Source organism: Dehalococcoidia bacterium (assembly GCA_035528575.1).
GTDB lineage: Bacteria > Chloroflexota > Dehalococcoidia > E44-bin15 > E44-bin15 > DATKYK01.
The window spans coordinates 45819-64010 of sequence record DATKYK010000015.1; the positions used below are offsets into that span (position 1 = coordinate 45819).

Annotated in this window: 19 protein-coding genes; 12 read left to right on the forward strand and 7 right to left on the reverse strand. The window is 57.9% G+C overall.

Annotated elements, in window-relative coordinates:
- Window positions 1-371 precede the first annotated feature (371 nt).
- The 3 genes from VMX96_02250 to VMX96_02260 form a co-directional block, all read right to left on the reverse strand.
- Window positions 372-923: a nitroreductase family protein gene (locus VMX96_02250; GenBank protein HUU62730.1), complete on the reverse strand. Its 552-nt coding sequence runs from the start codon at window positions 921-923 to the stop codon at window positions 372-374.
- A 569-nt stretch (window positions 924-1492) separates the two neighbouring features.
- Window positions 1493-3820, reverse strand: coding sequence for an SBBP repeat-containing protein (locus VMX96_02255; protein ID HUU62731.1), 2328 nt, complete (start codon window positions 3818-3820; stop codon window positions 1493-1495).
- A 249-nt stretch (window positions 3821-4069) separates the two neighbouring features.
- Window positions 4070-6421 (reverse strand): SBBP repeat-containing protein, encoded by a 2352-nt coding sequence (locus VMX96_02260; protein HUU62732.1) that lies wholly within the window; start codon window positions 6419-6421, stop codon window positions 4070-4072.
- A gap of 327 nt (window positions 6422-6748) precedes the next feature.
- On the opposite strand from VMX96_02260, the gene VMX96_02265 reads away from it, so the two are divergent.
- From VMX96_02265 to VMX96_02315, 11 genes are all read left to right on the forward strand, one after another.
- Window positions 6749-7252 carry a bifunctional nuclease family protein gene (locus tag VMX96_02265; GenBank protein HUU62733.1) on the forward strand — a complete coding sequence of 168 codons (504 nt, stop codon included), beginning with the start codon at window positions 6749-6751 and terminating at the stop codon, window positions 7250-7252.
- 21 nt (window positions 7253-7273) lie between these two features.
- Window positions 7274-7597: a hypothetical protein gene (locus VMX96_02270; GenBank protein HUU62734.1), complete on the forward strand. Its 324-nt coding sequence runs from the start codon at window positions 7274-7276 to the stop codon at window positions 7595-7597.
- Window positions 7598-7713: 116 nt separating this feature from the next.
- Entirely contained in the window at window positions 7714-7929 is a 216-nt protein-coding gene (locus tag VMX96_02275) for an AtpZ/AtpI family protein (GenBank protein ID HUU62735.1), read from the forward strand.
- 29 nt (window positions 7930-7958) lie between these two features.
- A complete protein-coding gene (locus VMX96_02280) occupies window positions 7959-8855 on the forward strand; it encodes a FoF1 ATP synthase subunit a (protein HUU62736.1) in 897 nt (298 codons plus the stop codon).
- Between the two features lie 29 nt (window positions 8856-8884).
- A complete protein-coding gene (locus tag VMX96_02285; protein ID HUU62737.1) occupies window positions 8885-9115 on the forward strand; it encodes an ATP synthase F0 subunit C in 231 nt (76 codons plus the stop codon).
- Between the two features lie 33 nt (window positions 9116-9148).
- Complete coding sequence (gene atpF / locus VMX96_02290) at window positions 9149-9646, forward strand: F0F1 ATP synthase subunit B (GenBank protein HUU62738.1); 498 nt, start codon at window positions 9149-9151, stop codon at window positions 9644-9646.
- Window positions 9647-9703: 57 nt separating this feature from the next.
- Window positions 9704-10231: an ATP synthase F1 subunit delta gene (atpH, locus tag VMX96_02295; protein HUU62739.1), complete on the forward strand. Its 528-nt coding sequence runs from the start codon at window positions 9704-9706 to the stop codon at window positions 10229-10231.
- A gap of 94 nt (window positions 10232-10325) precedes the next feature.
- On the forward strand, window positions 10326-11834 hold the full coding sequence (gene atpA, locus VMX96_02300; GenBank protein ID HUU62740.1) for a F0F1 ATP synthase subunit alpha: 1509 nt from the start codon (window positions 10326-10328) through the stop codon (window positions 11832-11834).
- Window positions 11835-11941: 107 nt separating this feature from the next.
- Window positions 11942-12799, forward strand: coding sequence for an ATP synthase F1 subunit gamma (gene atpG / locus VMX96_02305; GenBank protein ID HUU62741.1), 858 nt, complete (start codon window positions 11942-11944; stop codon window positions 12797-12799).
- Window positions 12800-12872: 73 nt separating this feature from the next.
- Window positions 12873-14267: a F0F1 ATP synthase subunit beta gene (atpD, locus tag VMX96_02310; GenBank protein ID HUU62742.1), complete on the forward strand. Its 1395-nt coding sequence runs from the start codon at window positions 12873-12875 to the stop codon at window positions 14265-14267.
- Between the two features lie 289 nt (window positions 14268-14556).
- Entirely contained in the window at window positions 14557-14997 is a 441-nt protein-coding gene (locus VMX96_02315; protein ID HUU62743.1) for a F0F1 ATP synthase subunit epsilon, read from the forward strand.
- On the opposite strand, the gene VMX96_02320 is transcribed toward VMX96_02315, so the two are convergent.
- From VMX96_02320 to rpsP, 4 genes are all read right to left on the reverse strand, one after another.
- A complete protein-coding gene (locus VMX96_02320) occupies window positions 14974-15606 on the reverse strand; it encodes a redox-sensing transcriptional repressor Rex (protein HUU62744.1) in 633 nt (210 codons plus the stop codon). The genes VMX96_02315 and VMX96_02320 overlap by 24 nt on opposite strands.
- Window positions 15607-15734: 128 nt before the next feature.
- On the reverse strand, window positions 15735-16250 hold the full coding sequence (gene rimM, locus VMX96_02325; protein HUU62745.1) for a ribosome maturation factor RimM: 516 nt from the start codon (window positions 16248-16250) through the stop codon (window positions 15735-15737).
- A 17-nt stretch (window positions 16251-16267) separates the two neighbouring features.
- Entirely contained in the window at window positions 16268-16495 is a 228-nt protein-coding gene (locus tag VMX96_02330) for a KH domain-containing protein (GenBank protein ID HUU62746.1), read from the reverse strand.
- A gap of 50 nt (window positions 16496-16545) precedes the next feature.
- Window positions 16546-17019 carry a 30S ribosomal protein S16 gene (gene rpsP / locus VMX96_02335; GenBank protein HUU62747.1) on the reverse strand — a complete coding sequence of 158 codons (474 nt, stop codon included), beginning with the start codon at window positions 17017-17019 and terminating at the stop codon, window positions 16546-16548.
- 441 nt (window positions 17020-17460) lie between these two features.
- Here rpsP and nfi point away from each other — a divergent pair, with 441 nt between their 5' ends.
- A complete protein-coding gene (gene nfi / locus VMX96_02340) occupies window positions 17461-18168 on the forward strand; it encodes a deoxyribonuclease V (GenBank protein HUU62748.1) in 708 nt (235 codons plus the stop codon).
- The last annotated feature ends 24 nt before the right edge of the window (window positions 18169-18192 follow it).

Consider the following 18192-nt stretch of genomic DNA (forward strand, 5'->3'; position numbering starts at 1 on the left):
AATAGTATTTACCTATTTGAGGAAATATTGATGACATCCAATCCATCAATGAAGCGGGGAGCTGGAACAGGCCGTCAGGCTCAACGCTGTCGAGCCTGAGGAGGCGTCCGTCATGTTCGGCGGTAGCGACGTCCGTATAGAGGAGCACCGCATACAGGGCATAGGCGATGGCTTCATGCCCCAGGATCGTCGAGATGAGGAGGTTGAAAAGGGTCTAAACCATAGGCAGTAAGGAGGCAGTGGATATCGCCCGCAGTTTATGCCGCAAGCACGGGCTGATGGTGGAGATAGGTTACGGTGTCAACATGCTGGTTGAGCTAAGGGTAGCGAAGAAATAGGATAAGGTGGCAACAGTCTTGCCTGGGCTCTCTTCACCCCTGCCCCCACCTCTCGTGGAAGACTATCTCCCCTAGCTCCTTGCGGCCGGGGCCTTCGGGCTGCTCGGCGGGGTGGCCCAGGGGGATGAGCTCCACGACCCTTACCCCTTCGGGCACGCCAAGTATCTCCTCGGCCTTTTTGGCGTCGAACAGGCCGACGTGGACGGTAGCGAGTCCCAGCTCTACCGCGGCGAGCATGAGGCTCTGGGAGGCGGAGGCGACATCGAACATATACCAGTAGTCGCCCTTGTCGGTTACCACCTCGCCCCGCTTAAAGCCGGCCCTGCCGGTCTCGGCGCAGGCGACGAGCACCACGGGGACGGTCCGCACCGCATCCCTGGCGGGGTTGGTGGAGGACAGGGTGTCGGCAAGCCTGGATTTGGTGTCGGGGTCCTTGACCACTATCCACCTGACGCACTGTTTGTTGGCCCACGAAGGCGCCCAGCGGGCGGCATCCAGCACTATCTCGATATCACTGTCGCTTATTGGGTCTGTCGTATACTTGCGTACGCTGCGGCGGCTCTTTATTGCTTCCATAACTTCCATCGCTTCTATTCCTCCTTATTCTGAACCAGTTTTACCCGAAAAAAGTAACCGTACTGTAGTATATCCCTAATAGGAGAGTGAAGACAATGAGGTGTAATAATCCAGCACATTGGTGATGCGTCGCCGTTCGCCTGCTTTTACGCTGTCATTGCGAGGGAAATAGAGCTACATTCCATGTCGTTCCGAACCTGTTTCGGAATCTCGAGGTTAATAGGGGGATGCTGAAAGCAATGGGTAGGATGGCTAGATTACCCGATCTCCGAGCAAGGCCGACAGGTCGGTCCGTCTTACGGACTCCGATACTTCGTTCGGAGCCGACACTTTGGCCAGCATCGGAGTCCGATATTTCATTCGGACAAGTCGGGCAACAGGCTTGGCCAGCCTAACCGGCGGATCGAGGCCACGCGGAGGGTATTGGGTCTCAGTGGTGTTCTGTCATGAGACGTGGGACGCCCCTTTATGGCTCCTGCTTAGTAGAACCTGTAGTGTAGCACGCTGGACTGGTAAATAAAACGGGGGTGGGACACCTGTCCCACCCCCCGTACTCTTCTCGTCTACTATTTAATAGTCTACGTTGACCGCTTCCTCTGTGTTATAACTATGACTGACATAGCCAGGATGATAAACGCCGCAAGCCCCAGCCACGGCGCCAGTACCTGCAGCCGGTCCACCGGCTTGATGACACCGCCAACGGGCACTATTGGCTCGGTCTCGCAGACCTTGGCCACGAAGGCGTCGTAGCTGAACTTGTTGTATTCCAGGTCCGGCCCCACGGTCACGGGGAATTCTTCGGTGGTTTCGTCGGAATCGGTGTAACCGGCGACGTAGGCGCAGCCGGAGCCGTCCACGGCGATGCCATAGCCTAAGTCCTCCTGGGAGCCGCCGATGTAGCCGCAGTAGTCCAGCCCGGTGCCGCCGGCCTTGACCTTAGAGACGAAGGCGTCGCCGTAGCCGCCGCTGTAGCTAGTGTCTGGCCCCACGGCCACGGGGAAACCTTCGGTGGTCTCGTTGGACTCGGTCCAGCCGGTGACGTAGGCGCAGCCTGAGCCGTCCACGGCGATGCCGTAGCATTCGTCCTCCTGGGAGCCGCCGATGTAGCCGCAGTAACCCAGCCCGGCGCCGCCTGCATTGACCTTGGCCACGAAAGCGTCGCTGCCGCCGCCGTTGAAGCTAAGGTCCGGCCCCCCGGCCACAGGGAAGGTGGCCTCGTCAGAATAGGTTCGGCCGACGACGTAGGCGCAGCCCGAGACGTCCACGGCGATGCCGTAGCCATAGTCAGACTCGTTGCCGCCGATGTAGCCGCAGTAGACCAGCCCGGTGCCGTTGGCGCTGACCCTGGCCACAAAGGCGTCGTTGTTGCCGTTAAAGTCCAGGTCCGGCCCCCCTAATACTGGGAAGGTGCTCTGGTTGGAGCTGGTGTATCCGGTGACGTAGGCGCAGCCCGAGCCGTCCACGGCGATGCCACGGCTCTCGTCTTCATCTGCGCCGCCGATATACCCGCAGTGGTCCAGCATGGTGCCGTTGGCGCTGACCTTGGCCACGAAGGCGTCGTAGGTGCCGCCGCTGTAGCTCAGGTCCGGCCCCACTTTCACGGGGAAGGTAGTCTGGTTAGAGCTGGTGGAGCCGGTGACGTAGGCGCAGTCCGAGCCGTCCACGGCGATGCCACCGCCCCATTCAACGGCGGAGCCGCCGATGTAGCCGCAGTAGTCCAGCCCGGTGCCGTTGGCGCTTACCTTGGCCACGAAGACGTCGCTGCTGCCGTTATAGGTCAGGTCCGGCCCCACTTTCACGGGGAAGGTGGCCTCGTCGGAATAGGTTCGGCCGGTGACGTAGGCGCAGTCCGAGCCGTCCACGGCGATGCCACGGCCCCAGTCATCGGCGGAGCCGCCGATGTAGCCGCAGTAGTCCAGCCCGGTGCCGCTGGCATTGACCTTGGCCACGAAGGCATCCAAGTCGAGGTTGTGGCTCGTGTCTGGCCCCACGGTAACGGGGAAGGTGGCCTCGTCGGAATTGGTGTAGCCCGTGACATAGGCGCAGCCCGAGCCGTCCACGGCGATGCCGTTGCCCACGTCAACGCCTAAGCCGCCGATGTAGCCGCAGTAGACCAGCACCACGGGGTCGATTACCAAGAGCTCACCCGGGTCATAGCTCCCCACCTCGAAGCCGTAGCTGTGGGCCTCCTCGTCCAGCGCGTAGCTCGAATCCACCGGCAGTCGCTCCCCCCCGACATCCTGGTAGGCCACCGGCCGGTCATCGATAAAACCGCCCACCGGCGTGCTCACCTCCAATTGCCCACCCTCATTGAGGGTCAATGCGCTGGCGCCGTCGTAGGCCAGCCTTATCTGTCCCGGGTCGGCCCCCGGTTGCACCATAAAGGTGTATTTCAACAGGCTGGTGTCGCCGCTGTAGACCAGGTCAATCCCGGGCCACAGGTCGGGGTAGGCCACGCCGGCGTAGGCGGGCAGCCCCGTCTTCCATTCCTCCGGGGAGCCCTTGAAGTAGCTGATGACGGCCTCGGTCCGGTCCTTACCGACGGGCTGGACGTCGGGGTCCGCGCCCACAAACTCGAGCTTAATGGCATAGTGCTCCTGGGAGTCGGCCTCCTCACCGGGACCGCTCATCGCGAAGGTCACGCCCCGGGCGGTGAAGTAGAGGCTCATGTCTTGGCCCTGGACGTAGTAGGCCACGCGCTGGTCCAGCTGCCCCTGGTTCTCGATGAAATAGAGGGGGAGATTCAAAAGCGCTAATTCGACGCCGTCTTCCGCCACCGCATCGGCCTGTGCTGGCACTTCTGCGGCCTGGGCCAGCCCCGCTGACTCGGCGCCGTCCATTTCCGGCGCCAGCGCCGCGCCCAGCAGAAGTAAGAGTGCCACGCTAAAAGTGATTGCCTTTTTCATTGTCCCCCCCTAATGCTTTTTATTTTACTAGTGTGATGATACTCTTGGGGAGGCAGGCCGTCAACCCTGCGTACTCGTGCATTGAACTCGCTGTAAGTTACCGCTATGTGATTTTTTAAGAGACTGATGAAAAAGAGGTGCCCCGATTATGTAGGGGGCACTCTACCTTATCACCATTGCCGATACTAAGAAACGGGGGTGGGACACCTGTCCCACCCCCCATGTTCTTTTCGTCTACTCTTTAAGAGCCTACGTCGCTCGCTTCCTCTGCGTTATCACTATGACTGACATAGACAGGACGATAAACGCTGCCAGCCCCAGCCATGGCGCCAGTAGCTGCAGCCGGTCAACCGGCTCTACAAGTCCGCCAACGGGCATTATTGGCTCGGTCTCGCAGACCTTAGCTACGAAGGCGTCGAAGCCGCCGTTGTAGGTCAGGTCCGGCCCCACGGTATCGGGGAAGGTGGCCTCGTCGGAGCTGGTCCCGCCGGTGACGTAGGCGCAGCCCGAGCCGTCCACGGCGATGCCGTTGCCGTAGTCATCGCTGAAGCCGCCGATGTAGCCGCAGTAGTCCAGCCCTGTGCCGCCGGCATTGACCTTGGCCACGAAGGCGTCGCGGTCGTCGTTGTGGGTCAGGTCCGGCCCCACGGCTACGGGGAAGCCCTCGGTCACGTTGGAGCTGGTGTAGCCGGTGACGTAGGCGCAGCCGTCACCGTCCACGGCGATGCCGAAGCCGTAGTCCCAGTCGGAGCCGCCGATGTAGCCGCAGTAGTCAAAGTTGTTCTCAGGAGTTGGGTCATCAGGCTCCACCTTGACCTTGGCCACGAAGGCGTCGTAGAGGCCGTTGTGGCTAGTGTCCGGCCCCACGGCAACGGGGAAGCTGGCCTGGGTGGAGTTGGTGTATCCGGCAACATAGGCGTTGCCCGAGCCGTCCACGGCGATGCCTGAGCCCCTGTCGTATTCGGAGCCGCCGATGTAGCCGCAGTAGTCCAGCCCTGTGCCGCCGGTATTGACCTTGGCCACGAAGGCGTCGGTGCTGACGCCGTTGAAGGTCAGGTCCGGCCCCACGGCAACGGGGAAGCCCTCGGTTTCGTCGGAGAGGGTTTCGCCGGTAATATATGCGTAGCCGTCACCGTCCACGGCGATGCCACAGCCGTAGTCCCAGTCGGAGCCGCCGATGTAGCCGCAGTAGTCGTAGTTGTTCTCAGGAGTTGTGCTATTAGGATTCGCCTTGACCTTGGCCACGAAGGCGTCGAAGCCGCCGTTGTAGGTCAGGTCCGGCCCCACGGTATCGGGGAAGGTGGCCTGGGTGGAGTAGGTGTAGCCGGTGACGTAGGCGCAGCCCGAGCCGTCCACGGCGATGCCGAGGCCGTAGTCATCGTCGAAGCCGCCGATGTAGCCGCAGTAGTCCAGCACGGTGCCGTTGGCACTGACCTTGGCCACGAAGGCGTCGCGGGCGTCGTTGTGGGTCAGGTCCGGCCCCACGGCTACGGGGAAGCCCTCGGTCACGTTGGAGCTGGTGTAGCCGGTGACGTAGGCGCAGCCGTCACCGTCCACGGCGATGCCGTTGCCCCTATCAGAGTCGGAGCCGCCGATGTAGCCGCAGTAGTCCAGCCCGCTGCCGTCTGCCTTGACCTTGGCCACGAAGGCGTCAGTGCTGCCGTTGTAGGTCGTGTCCGGCCCCACGGCCACGGGGAAGGTGGTTTGGTCAGATTCGGTGAATCCGGTAACGTAGGCGCAGCCCGAGCCGTCCACGGCGATGCCGTGGCCTGCGTCAGAGTCGGAGCCGCCGATGTAGCCGCAGTAGACCAGCACCGCGGGGTCGATTACCAACAGCTCGCTTGGGTCATAGCTCCCCACATCAAAGCCGTAGCTGTGGGCCTCCTCGTCCAGCGCGTAGCTCGACTCCACCGGCACTCGCTTCCCGCCGACAACCTGGTAGGCCACCGGCCGGTCATCCTGGAAGCCGCCCACAGGAGTGCTCACCTCAAGCTGCCCGCCTTCATTGAGGGTCACCGCGCTCGCGCCGTCGTAGGCCAGCCTTATCTGGCCCGGGTCGGCCCCCGGCCGCACAAGGAAAGTGTACTTCAACCGGCTGGCGTCGCCAGTGTAGACCAGGTCAATCCCGGGCCACAGGTCAGGGTAGAGAACGCCGGCGTAGGTGGGAAGCCCCGTCTTCCATTCCTCCGGGGAGCCCGTGAAGTAGCTGAAAACGGCCTCGGTCCGGTCCTTTCCGACGGGCTGGACGTCGGGGTCTGCGCCCACAAACTCAAGCTTAATGGCATAGTGCTCTTGGGAGTCGTCCTCCTCCCCGGGACCGCTCATCGCGAAGGTGACACCCCGGGCGGTGAAGTAGAGGCCCATGTCTTGGCCCTGGACGTAGTAGGCCACGCGCTGGTCCAGCTGCCCCTGGTTCTCGATGAAATAGAGTGGGAGACTCAAAAGCGCTGCCCCGACGGCGTCTCCCGCCGCCGCATCGGCCTGTGCTGGCACTTCTGCGGCCTGGGCCAGCCCCGCTGACCCGGCGCCGTCCATTTCCGGCACCAGCGCCGCGCCCAGCACCAGGAAGAGTGCCACGGTAAAAGTGATTGCCTTTTTCATTGCCTCCCTCCTGCTTATTATTTTATTGGTGTTATGATACTCTTGGGTAGGCAGGCTGTCAAACCTGCGTACTCGTCCCCGCGGTTGATTTATCGCAAGGCGTCTCGCAACGATAGGTGAAGCGGGATCCACGATACCAGGTATCAACTATCTATCTGAACGAGATCATGCTGACGATACCTCGGCTTATAAGGCACCGATGCGGGGGCCGAGTCTTGCATAAACTGTGTAGGGTTTGTTGAAACCCGATAAGATAGGGTATGTTGACATATGCAAAGATATTGCGCTAGAATTATATAGGGTCAGAATTATGAGTGGAGGATGTCCATGATCGAGATGACCATCGATAGCATTCGAATGAGCCTGATGAACTATCAGCGTGTGGTGATCCTCAAGGAAAAGGACGGGGAGCGTTACCTTCCTATCTGGATAGGTCCAGCGGAGGCGGACTCCATAGCGATAAAATTGCAGGACGTTCAGGTGCCCCGACCGATGACCCATGATCTGTTGTGCTCCGCGATCCAGGCTCTAGGGGCTAGGGTCAACTCGATCGTTGTAAACGAGCTTCGTAACGATACCTTCTATGCCCGGATCTTCATCGTGGTTGATGGAAGGGATCTGGAGATCGATTCCCGTCCCAGCGATGCCATCGCCCTTGCGGTAAGGGTGGAGGTGCCGATTTATGCCGAAGAGTCAGTGCTGGAGAAAGCGGGGATACTTCTCCCCGCTGACGGTAAACAGGGCGATCTCAGCGATGATGAGCTAAATAAGCTTTCCCCCTTCAAGGACTTCGTAGATACACTGAACCTGGATGATCTGGGGAAATCGTAGCGTGTCTTTGGCGGTAGCAGCATGGATGAGAGACTTATCAAGCGCTTGATCACCAATATAAAGTGTAGCGTGTGCGGGGAGCGGTACGATGGGGAAAATGTGAAGTTTCTCGGACGCTACACTGACCTCTGGTTTCTTAGCGTCTATTGCCCCACTTGTCAGACTCAGGGTTTGGTGGCTGCGGTGCTCAATGAGGAGGAGACCCCGGAGCTGGTTACCGACCTCACTGAAGGGGAGTATGACAAGTTCAGCGAAATGGCTGCGGTGGAGGCCGATGATGTGCTGGACCTTCATAACTTCCTGAAAGAGTTCAACGGGGATTTTTCACGCCTTTTCTCGAACTAATAGGTATGAAGCAGGGTTGAATACGGTTAGACCCCCCGACGTATCGGGGGGTTTTTATTTCTGGGGGCAGGTTGTCCGGTGTCGTAGCCTGTGATATAATTTTTTGGGGGATGAGGATGAATCACTGGGAAGCGGCGCTCAGGCTTACCGGTGTTGGGTTTTATATTGGCGGTTGTATCGTCGGGGGGGTCTATCTCGGCTTATGGCTTGATGGGAAGTTTGATATTAGCCCTCTATTTACCCTGCTCGGGCTTGGCCTGGGCTTGTTTTTTGCTTTCTATGGAACATACCGCATGCTTCTCCCTGCTATGGGGAAGGGTAAGGAAGACTAGTGGCTGGTATCGGTTTGTGTTGGCGCCGAATGGGTAAATGGCGCCGGATAGGAATTATCGCCCTTATTTCCTTTGGTTTGATAGCAGTAGGAGCTGTCTTTTTCCCCATTTCTATGCCCCGTTTTGAACTCGCTGCGGAAGTGCTATGGTCTCCCTTTGGCATCCCGATCACCAATACCATGATTGGTGCCTGGCTTACCATTCTGGTAATGGGGGGTATAGCCTATGCCGCTACGCGCAAGATGAGGCTTGTGCCACATGGGTTGCAGAACGTCATGGAAGCTGCTGTAGAAATGCTCATGAATTTCGTGGAGAGCATAGCGGGAAAGGAGAATGGGCGTAAATTTTTCCCCGTGGTCGCTACCATCTTCATCTTTGTCATCGCTAATGCCTGGCTGGCGCTCTTCCCCGGTTTCATGAGCATAGGTTTGTGGCATGGCAATGGTGAAGAGCAGGTTCTGGTACCTTTCTTCAGGGGGGCGAATACCGATGTAAATTTCCCCCTTGCGCTGGCGCTCGTTTCCTTCATCTTTGTCGAGTATTGGGGCTTCAGGTCTCATGGCTTCATCCGCTACATGAGCAAGTTTGTCAATGTTCGCCAGTACTTTGGTGGCATGGGGCAGATGCTGCGGGGCCGGGTCCGCAGTGGCATGGGTATGCTATTTAGTGGAATTATCGATATATTCGTGGGCTTTATCGAGATGGTAAGTGAGATGGTGCGCATAATGAGTTTCACCTTCCGTCTCTTTGGCAATATGACCGCCGGGGAGATCCTTATTTTTTCGATGATGTTTCTTATTCCCTGGGTGGCGGCAATACCCTTCTATGGGCTGGAGCTTTTTATAGGTTTCGTTCAGGCTCTTATCTTCTGTGGTTTGACCCTGGTTTTCCTGGTTATGGCGGTTGCTCCTCACGAGGAGCACTGATATAAACAAAACTGAAAGGGGGATGAATTATGGACTCCGAAACCATGAGGTTGATCGCCGCAGCAGTTGCCATTGGCGCCGGTGCCCTGGGACCTGGCTTGGGGATCGGCATGTTAGGGTATGGCGCCATGCAGGCGTTGGGCAGAAATCCCGAGGCACGCGGTCCCATCCAGACTAATATGATCCTGGCTATCGCCTTCTGCGAGGCTATCGCAATCTATGCCCTCATTGTGGCCATTATGCTGATCTTCATCGCATGATTGCCGGACTTCAATCTAGAAGGACGAGTTGATATGGGCGCTATAGGCATTGACTGGCAGGTTTTGCTGGCTCAGCTCATAAATTTTGGGATCCTCTTTGGCCTCCTTTTTTTCCTGCTCTATAAGCCGATGCGCAGGACGTTCGATGCGCGCTCTAACAGAATCAAGGAGAGCATGGAGCAGGCTGAGCAGATCAAGGAACAGATGGCCAGGACCGAAGAGCAGGTTAGGGAGCAACTGGCGGCTGCCCGCAGGGAGGGGCAGGATATATTGGCTCAAGCGGCTCAGATGGGGGATCGCCTCAAGGAGGAGGCGAGGGGAGAGGCCAGGCAGGACGCGGAGGTTATCGTCGCCCGGGCGCGCACCGAGATCGAGCGAGAGCGTGATGAGGCTATCGATGAGGTCAAGCGCCAGTTTGTTGACCTGGCGATAACCGCTGCCGAGAAGGTGGTAAACGAGACCTTGGATCGGGAGAAGCATCGCCGCCTCATCGAGGAGGTGCTGGAGCAGGCACCGGGTGGTGAGCGGTGATGGTGGGGTTGCTAAAGAGGAAGGGGTAATAGTGGTGGTTATAGAAAAGGAGGGCTGATGGCGCGGGCTGCGGCAAGAAGGCATGCCCAGGCGGCGTTTCAGATCGCCCTGGAACGGGAAGAATTGGATTTATGGCGCGGGGACCTGGAGCGGCTCTCCGAAGCGTTGAAAGAGCCCCTTCTTTTTACCTTTTTGGAGAGCCCGCGGATTCACTTTGAAGAGAAAGCGAGGATCCTGCGCCAGGGCCTCGAGGGGCTAAACCCCCTGGTAATGAACCTGGCCCTGCTGCTGGTGTCCCGGGGGAGACTTCACTTGGTGTCGGATATGGTTCTTGAGTACGGGCGGCTGGTCGATGAACATCGGGGGATCGCTCATGCCGAGGTGACGACTGCCGTCCCGCTGGAGCCTGACGAAAAGGATAAGCTGGTTCATCGTCTCGGTGACCTGGTGGGTAGGGAGATCGTGCTCACCACCAGGGTCGCCCCTGCCATTATCGGGGGGCTTGTGGCCAGGGTGGGCGATAAGCTCATCGATGGCAGCACTAGGTCCAGGCTTCTCGCTCTCAGGGAGAGCCTGATGAAGTAGATCGGAAGGTTTTCGTTCTCCACAAGGGCTTGGTGGGATAGATCGGAAAGTTGATCCTTGAAATAGATCGAAGGAATAAATCGGAGGTTAAAAAATGGCTCGTGCCCATGACTTCGCCGCGATCATAAAACAACAGATAGAGCAGTTTGGCACCACGGTAGCCATGGTGGATGTGGGCACCGTGGTTGAGGTGGGCGATGGCATTGCCCGCATTCATGGGCTCTCCGGTGCCAGGTATAATGAGCTGCTCCAGTTCCCTAACAGTGTGATCGGTATCGCCCTCAACCTGGAGGAGGATAGCGTTGGCGCGGTGATCCTCGGCGAATGGGCTGATATCAAGGAGGGGGACGAGGTGCGCTCCACCGGCAGGATTGCCGAGGTGCCGGTGGGTGACGGCCTTATAGGTCGGGTAATCGATCCCCTGGGCCTGCCTCTGGATGGCAAGGGGTCGCTGAAGTATAAGAAAACCTCCCCGGTGGAGCGGGTGGCGCCCAATGTGGTGCTTCGCAAGTCGGTGGATACCCCGGTACATACCGGGATCAAGGCTATAGATAGCATAATCCCCCTGGGGCGGGGGCAGCGAGAGCTCATTATTGGCGACCGCGCCACCGGCAAGAGCGCTATCGCCCTCGATGCAATCATCAGCCAGAAAGGTGGCGACCTCATCTGTATATATGTTGCCATTGGACAGAAATCATCCAAGGTAGCGCAGGCGGTGGCAACACTGGAGAACCATGGAGCTATGGAGCATACCATCGTGGTATCGGCTCATGCTTCCGACCCGGCGGCGCTGCAGTATCTCGCCCCTTACGCCGGCTGCGCCATCGGCGAGGAGTTCATGGAGCAGGGGCGGGATGCCCTGATTATCTACGATGACCTCTCCAAGCATGCCTGGGCCTATCGTGAGCTATCCTTGCTGCTGCGTCGCCCACCGGGTCGCGAGGCTTACCCAGGCGACATCTTCTATCTCCATAGCCGCCTGCTGGAGCGCGCCGCTAAGATGGCGCCGCAGTATGGTGGCGGCTCGCTAACCGCCCTGCCCATTATAGAAACCCAGGCCGGTGATATATCGGCCTATATCCCCACCAATGTGATCTCCATCACCGACGGTCAGATATATCTGGAAACCGATCTATTCAATGCAGGGGTGCGGCCGGCGCTAAATGTCGGGCTCAGCGTCTCCAGGGTAGGGGGCGCTGCTCAGAGCCGTGCGATGAAGCGGGTGGCGGGAAAGTTGAGGCTGGGCCTCGCTCAGTACCGGGAGCTGGCGACATTCTCCCAGTTTGGCGCTGCCGAGCTGGACAAGGCAACCAGGATGCAACTGGAGCGGGGGCAGCGCATCACCGAGGTGTTGAAGCAGCCCCAGTATGTTCCCATGCCCCTCAAGAAAGAGGTAACCATCCTCTACGCCGTGATCAACGGCTACCTCGACGATGTCCCTGTGGAGAAGGTAAGGGGCTTTGAGGAAGGCTTCCACCGCTTCATGGAGACGAGCCATCCCGAGATTGGCCAGCGCATCGCTGAGGAGAAGGAGCTTAGCGATGAGACCGAGGAGTCGCTGAAGCAGGCGATCGCCGAGTTCAAGGAGAAGGTGCCGTACTAAATTTTTCAAACTATATAATAGCTTATCAATATCTTCCTTGAAAATAGCGATTCTTCTATAGCGCATTTATTCCACTAACGGGCAAAGGGGTAGCAAAAGGCCAAAGAATGCCAACCATTCGTGAGATTCGCCGCCGTATAAGGAGTGTCCAGAGCACAGCCAAGGTCACCAGGGCAATGGAGATGGTTGCTGCCTCGAAGATGAGGCGTGCTCAGGAGCGCACCATCGCCGCTCGCCCCTACGCCGATAAGATGCAGCAGGTTCTGGCCGACCTGGCGGCGCTGCGCCGCTCCGGCGAGGAGATTCACCCCCTCCTCCAAAAGCGGCCGGTGAAGCGGATTGCCCTTATCCATATCACCCCCGACCGCGGCCTTTGCGGCGGGCTGATTGCCAGTGTCAACCGCAGCGCGGCGGGCTTTATCCTGGAGCAGCAGGCTCCAGTGACCATCCTGGTTATCGGTCGAAAGGGGAGGGATTTTATGGTGCGCACCGGGCAGGAGTTGCGAGCCGATCTCACCCGCCTTGGCGACCGTCCTTCGATAATCGATATCCAGCCCATCGCCCGAATAGTCATCGATGATTACACCGATGGAGGCATCGATGAAGTGTACATATCGTACACCCAGTTTGTGAGCACCATGAGCCAGCGGTCGGTGCTGTGGCGGCTGCTCCCCATTGAGCCGGCGGATATCGAGCCGGGGCATAGTGTGGAGTATATCTATGAGCCTTCACCGGACCAGGTGCTGGACCAGCTTCTCCCCCGCTTCGTTGAGATGGGGCTCTACCATGTCATCCTCGAGTCAATTGCCAGCGAGCAGTCGGCGCGGATGGTAGCGATGCGTAGCGCAACCGACAACGCCAACGAGATCATAGATGATCTCACCCTGACCTATAATAAGGCGAGGCAGGAGATGATAACGAAGGAGCTTCTGGATATCACTGGAGGGGCGGCGGCGCTGGGGTAGAGCGAAAAGGGAGCGGCGGCGCTGGTTTAGAATAAGGCAGGAGGTTATCATGGCCAAAGGAATGGCCAAAGGAATGGCCAAAGGAAAGGTGGTCCAGGTTATTGGCACGGTGGTGGATATAGAGTTCCCCCCGGATGGGCTGCCGGCGCTGAATAACGCTATCGAGATCCCCCTCAAAGGGGAGAAGATCCTCCTTGAGACGCAGCAGCACGTGGGGAACAACTGGGTTCGCTGTCTCGCTATGTCCCCCACCGATGGCCTGGAGCGTGGCGCCGAGGCCATCGACACCGGGGCGCCGCTCAGTGTCCCGGTGGGGCCAGCCACACTGGGGAGGCTGTTTAATGTCCTCGGCGAGCCACTGGACGATCTGGGGCCGGTTGAGGCTGAGGAACACTGGCCTATACACCGCCCCCCGCCCTCCTTTCGGGATCAGGAGACCTCCACCCAGATGCTGGAGACCGGGCTTAAGGTAATCGACCTGATCACCCCCTTCACCAAAGGGGGCAAGGTGGGAGCATTCGGCGGTGCCGGGGTGGGTAAGACCGTTATAATCCAGGAGCTTATTCGCAATATTGCCACCGAGCACGGCGGCTTCTCCGTTTTCGCCGGGGTGGGGGAGCGCTCCCGCGAGGGAAACGACCTTTGGCATGAAATGAGAGCCTCCGGCGTTATAGATAAAACGGTGCTCGTTTTCGGGCAGATGAACGAGCCTCCCGGGGTGCGGCTGCGCGTGGGCTTTGCCGGGCTAACCATGGCAGAATACTTCCGCGATATAGAGGGGCAGGACGTGCTGCTTTTCATTGATAATATCTATCGCTATATCATGGCCGGCATGGAGGTTTCGGCGCTTCTGGGGCGGATGCCATCGGCAGTGGGCTATCAGCCCACACTGGCTACCGAGATGGGCGACCTGGAGGAGAGGATAACCTCTACCAAAAAAGGCTCTATTACCTCCTTCCAGGCGATCTATGTACCTGCCGATGACTACACTGACCCCGGCGTGTCTACGGTGTTCGGTCACCTCGATGCTGTGGTTGCCCTGGAGCGTGCCATCGCCGAGCAGGGACTCTACCCTGCCGTCGACCCGCTGGCCTCCACCTCTCGAATCCTCGATCCGCTAATTGTAGGCGAGGAGCATTACGGAGTGGCCCGCGGGGTGCAGCGGGTGCTACAGCGCTACCGGGACCTGCAGGACATAATCGCCATATTGGGCATTGAGGAGCTCTCCGAGGAGGACAAGCTCACCGTATCGCGTGCCCGCAAGATACAGCGTTTCCTATCACAGCCTATGTACGTCGCCGAGACCTTCACCGGTATGGAAGGTCGCTACGTTCCGGTTAAGGAGACGGTGCGCGGCTTCAAGGAGATACTTGATGGAAACCACGATGCTCTCCCCGAGCAGGCCTTCTTCATGGCGGGCACCATCGATGAGGTGGTGGAGAAGGCGAAGGAACTGGAGGCGGCATAGGGGTAGGGGGGTGAAGTTATGGCGAGGAAACGGAGAGGCCCAATAGCAAAGGCTATTGAGAGATTGTGGTATTCCTTCAAGGGGAGTCAGATAAGTGAAGCTGGATTTCGGCGGGAACTAGAGGTAATTTTGAAAGACGCGTGCTTTAAAAATGTAGGTCTTGTAATTCAGAGATTGTCTATAGAATCAAACGATCAGAGGATTTGGGGGCTGGCTGACCAAGTAGACCCGAAAATAAGGCAAGCTTATCAGCATTGGCGTGGTACCATGTTACATAGAGGGCGAGAAATTGGCTAAACTCAAGTTTGAGATCGTAACCGTAGAGCGCGTGATCTACTCCGATGAAGTGGATATCGTTATCGCACCCGGTGTCGAGGGGCATCTTGGCATCCTGCCCAGCCACGCTCCACTCTTAACTATGCTTCAGCCCGGCGAGCTGGTGGTGCGCAAGGATGGAGAGGAGACGGCGATGTTTGTGAGCGGTGGCTTCCTCGAGGTGATGGATAATCGGGTTAGCGTGCTTGCCGATGTCGCCGAGCGGGCTGAGGAGATCGATATTGCCCGCGCTGAGGAGGCAAAGCGACGCGCTGAGCGGAAGCTCGAGGAACGCCCGGCCGAAATGGACCTTGCAGCCGCTGAGGCCGCACTGTTACGTTCTCTGATGCGGCTAAGGGTAGCGGAGCGCAGGAGGAAAAAGAGGCCTGGTTCAGGTGGAGCCCAGGGATTTTAGGAAGTAGGTCATCCTTTGCAGGGCTAGCGTCGGGCCTACCTCGTGGATGCGAACGTCCTTGGGCGCACGGGCAGCGGCGGGGGCATAGTTTAGTATCACTTTAATGCCACACTCCACCAGTCGGTCAATGGCTTGTTGTACCTGTGAAGGGGGCACAGCAACAATGCCGATTTCGATATTCTTTCTTTTCAACGTGTCGGCAAGCTCGGAGAGATCCTGGATCACCAACCCGTTGACGTTTCTGCCAATTTGATGTGGATCTATGTCAAAGGCAGCCACAATGGTAAACTCGCGTAGCGCAAGCATGCCATAGTCAAGGATAGCTTTACCCAATCTTCCCACCCCAATGAGAGCTATGTGCCACTCCCGGTCAAGCCCCAGGATCTGTCGCAGCTCTTCGCGGAGCAGGCTCACGTTATAGCCTTTGCCCTGCTTGCCGAACTTGCCGAAATAGCTAAGATCCTTTCGAATTTGCGCCGGGGTCATGTGTAATCTTTCTCCCAGCTCCTTAGAGCTCACCACCTCAGCGTTCTCCTCTGCGAAGGGGGTAAGGATGCGAAGATATAACGGCAACCGATAGATCACCACCTCCGGGATTTGATACCGCATATTTTTACCCTTTTCGCCAGTTAGAAATGAGGCCGATGTCATACCTGAAGGCTGCGCTATTTAATTATGCAGTAGCCTTATATCACGGTGGAAGATGCCTTAAGCTCTCTTACCGACCCAAACTTGCTTTATTTGGGTGGAACTTTATCCTTCAGCAACCCCGGGATCGTCTCAATAACGATGCACCCCCGCTCCAGATCCACCGATTTAACCACATCCTCGGTGGCGGGGATGAGGAGTTCCTCATTCCGGGATGGTACCACATAAACATCGTTACTCCCGGTGGACAGGATGCGGGCGATTCGCCCCAGCAACTCCCCCTCGCTGGTCCTCACCTCGAGGCCCAGCAGTTGAAACTGATAATATTCACCCTGTGGCAGGGGGCGGAGCTGGGACTGGGGCACCTCCAAGAATAGGCCGCGGAGCCCCTCGGCATCCTCCACGTTATCGATAGTGGCCAGCTTGAGGATTACCCTCCCCCGGTACCATCTGCTCCTTTCAATGGTCACCGCCCGTCCCTTGACGTAAACCACATCCTGGGGTGAGAACCGATCGGGGAAATCTGTCATCACCTCCACCTTTATCTCACCCCGCACTCCCTGCGGCGCAATCACCCGGCCAACCGCAATGAATTGGGAATCCATTGTGCCATTGACCAGGACTACATTACCACGAGCTCTACCCGGGTGCCTTCCTTAGCCGCCATCACTCGTAGCAGGGTGCGCATTGCCTGCACCACCCGGCCCTGCTTACCGATAACCCGCCCCATGTCTTCCGAGTCGACCTGAAGTTTGAGGAGCACCCCTCCCTCGCTTTGCTCCTCGGTTATCACCACCGCATCCGGCTTGTTCACGATTGCCTTGACGATAAATTCGACTAGCTCTTTCATTTTTCTCCTTTACTTATTTTTTCGATCCCTTCTTGGGGAAGGGTCGTGTGCTAACCTTCTCCTTTAACCGTAGACTCCTCATCAGCAGGCTTCTCCACCGCAGTTTCCTGCTCCGCTTCAGGCTCCACTGAAGGTTTCTCCTCGGCAGGCTCCTGCTCCGCGGGCTCCTCCACCGCTTCAGGCTCCTCTGAAGGTTTCTCCTTTGCAGGTTTCTTCTTGGGCGTCTTCGCCGGCTTCTCTTCGAGCTGCTTGGCAAGCTTCTCGGTGTGTTTCTTGGTGGGCTTTTCTAGGATGCCCAGCTTGGCTAGCAAGATCGCTACCCTTTCTGTAGGCCGCGCTCCCTGGCGAAGCCACTTTAGCGCCTTCTCTTCGTCGATTGCGATGGTAGCGGGGTCGGTGAGCGGATTGTAGTGACCGATGTTTTCAATAAATGCGCCATCGCGCGGGGCCCGGCTATCGGCGACCACCACCCGATAGCTGGGTCTCTTTTTCTTACCCACACGACTCAATCGTATCTTTAACATTGCTTATCTCTTAATGTTGCTATTATGGGTCATAAAGTGCTATATGTCAATGGGTTGGTGTGCGGTGGTATGGTTCAGATAGATGGGTGGCACATGATAGCTGATATGGTCTCGAAGCTATAAGAAGTCGAGTAACGCTTTGTTCCTATAGCATTCTCAGCAGAGGTGCTCTTGTTATTGCCACGGAAATAAAGCGACGCTCTTTACCAGTCTGACCCTATTTAGCCTGAAGCATTGGCCGACGTGTGCCAAAATGTCGACCGACCTGTTGGCCTCGGCCTCATCCTCGGGAGAAGAATCTTATTAGAGATTATTGGGTCACTTCCTCAATTAGAATAACATAGAGCGGAGGAGCTAGGATAATGGATAGGTTGTCCATAGTATTATCTATCGTAATGGGAACATGGGTTAGGTTGCCAGTGGGTATTACAGGGGATATAATTGACTGATGTGAAAGGGCGCAATCTTCATAGCTGGCAGGTAAGCGTTACGGAGGCTAAGGAAATTCAGCGAGCTCTTGCCGCTCAGGTGGTGAGAAGTAACGAGCTCGAGGTCCCTCATCTCGTTGCTGGTGTGGATATCTCTGGCGAGGACAGCAGGGGGCTGGCACGAGGGGTGGTGGTGGTGCTACGTTTTCCCGAGCTTGCGATTGTGGAGCAGGGTGTGGCGACGCTGCGGCTGAGCTTTCCCTATGTGCCAGGGCTGCTGTCCTTTAGAGAGGTGCCCTTGATCCTGGCCGCCTGTGAAGGGCTTAGCGTGACCCCGGACCTATTCATAGCCGATGCTCAGGGCATCGCGCACCCCAGGAGATTGGGGCTGGCTTCACACCTGGGGCTTCTGCTGGATGTGCCCACCATAGGATGTGCCAAGTCTATCCTGTGTGGCCAGCACGGTGATCTGGGACGGGAGCCCGGCGATTATGCCCCGCTCCTCGAGGGCGATGAGGTTATCGGGGCGGCGCTGCGTACAAAGAGGGGGGTAAATCCGGTGTATGTTTCCATCGGGCACAGGGTTGACCTTGAGGCCGCCATCCAATGGGTGACGGCGTGCCTGAGAGGCTATCGCCTCCCCGAGCCTACCAGGCTGGCTCACCTCGCCGCTTCAGGAAAACAGCACCCTGTGTCAAGGGCTGGGCAAGGGCAACAGTGAAGGTTGCCGATATAGAAGGGCCAC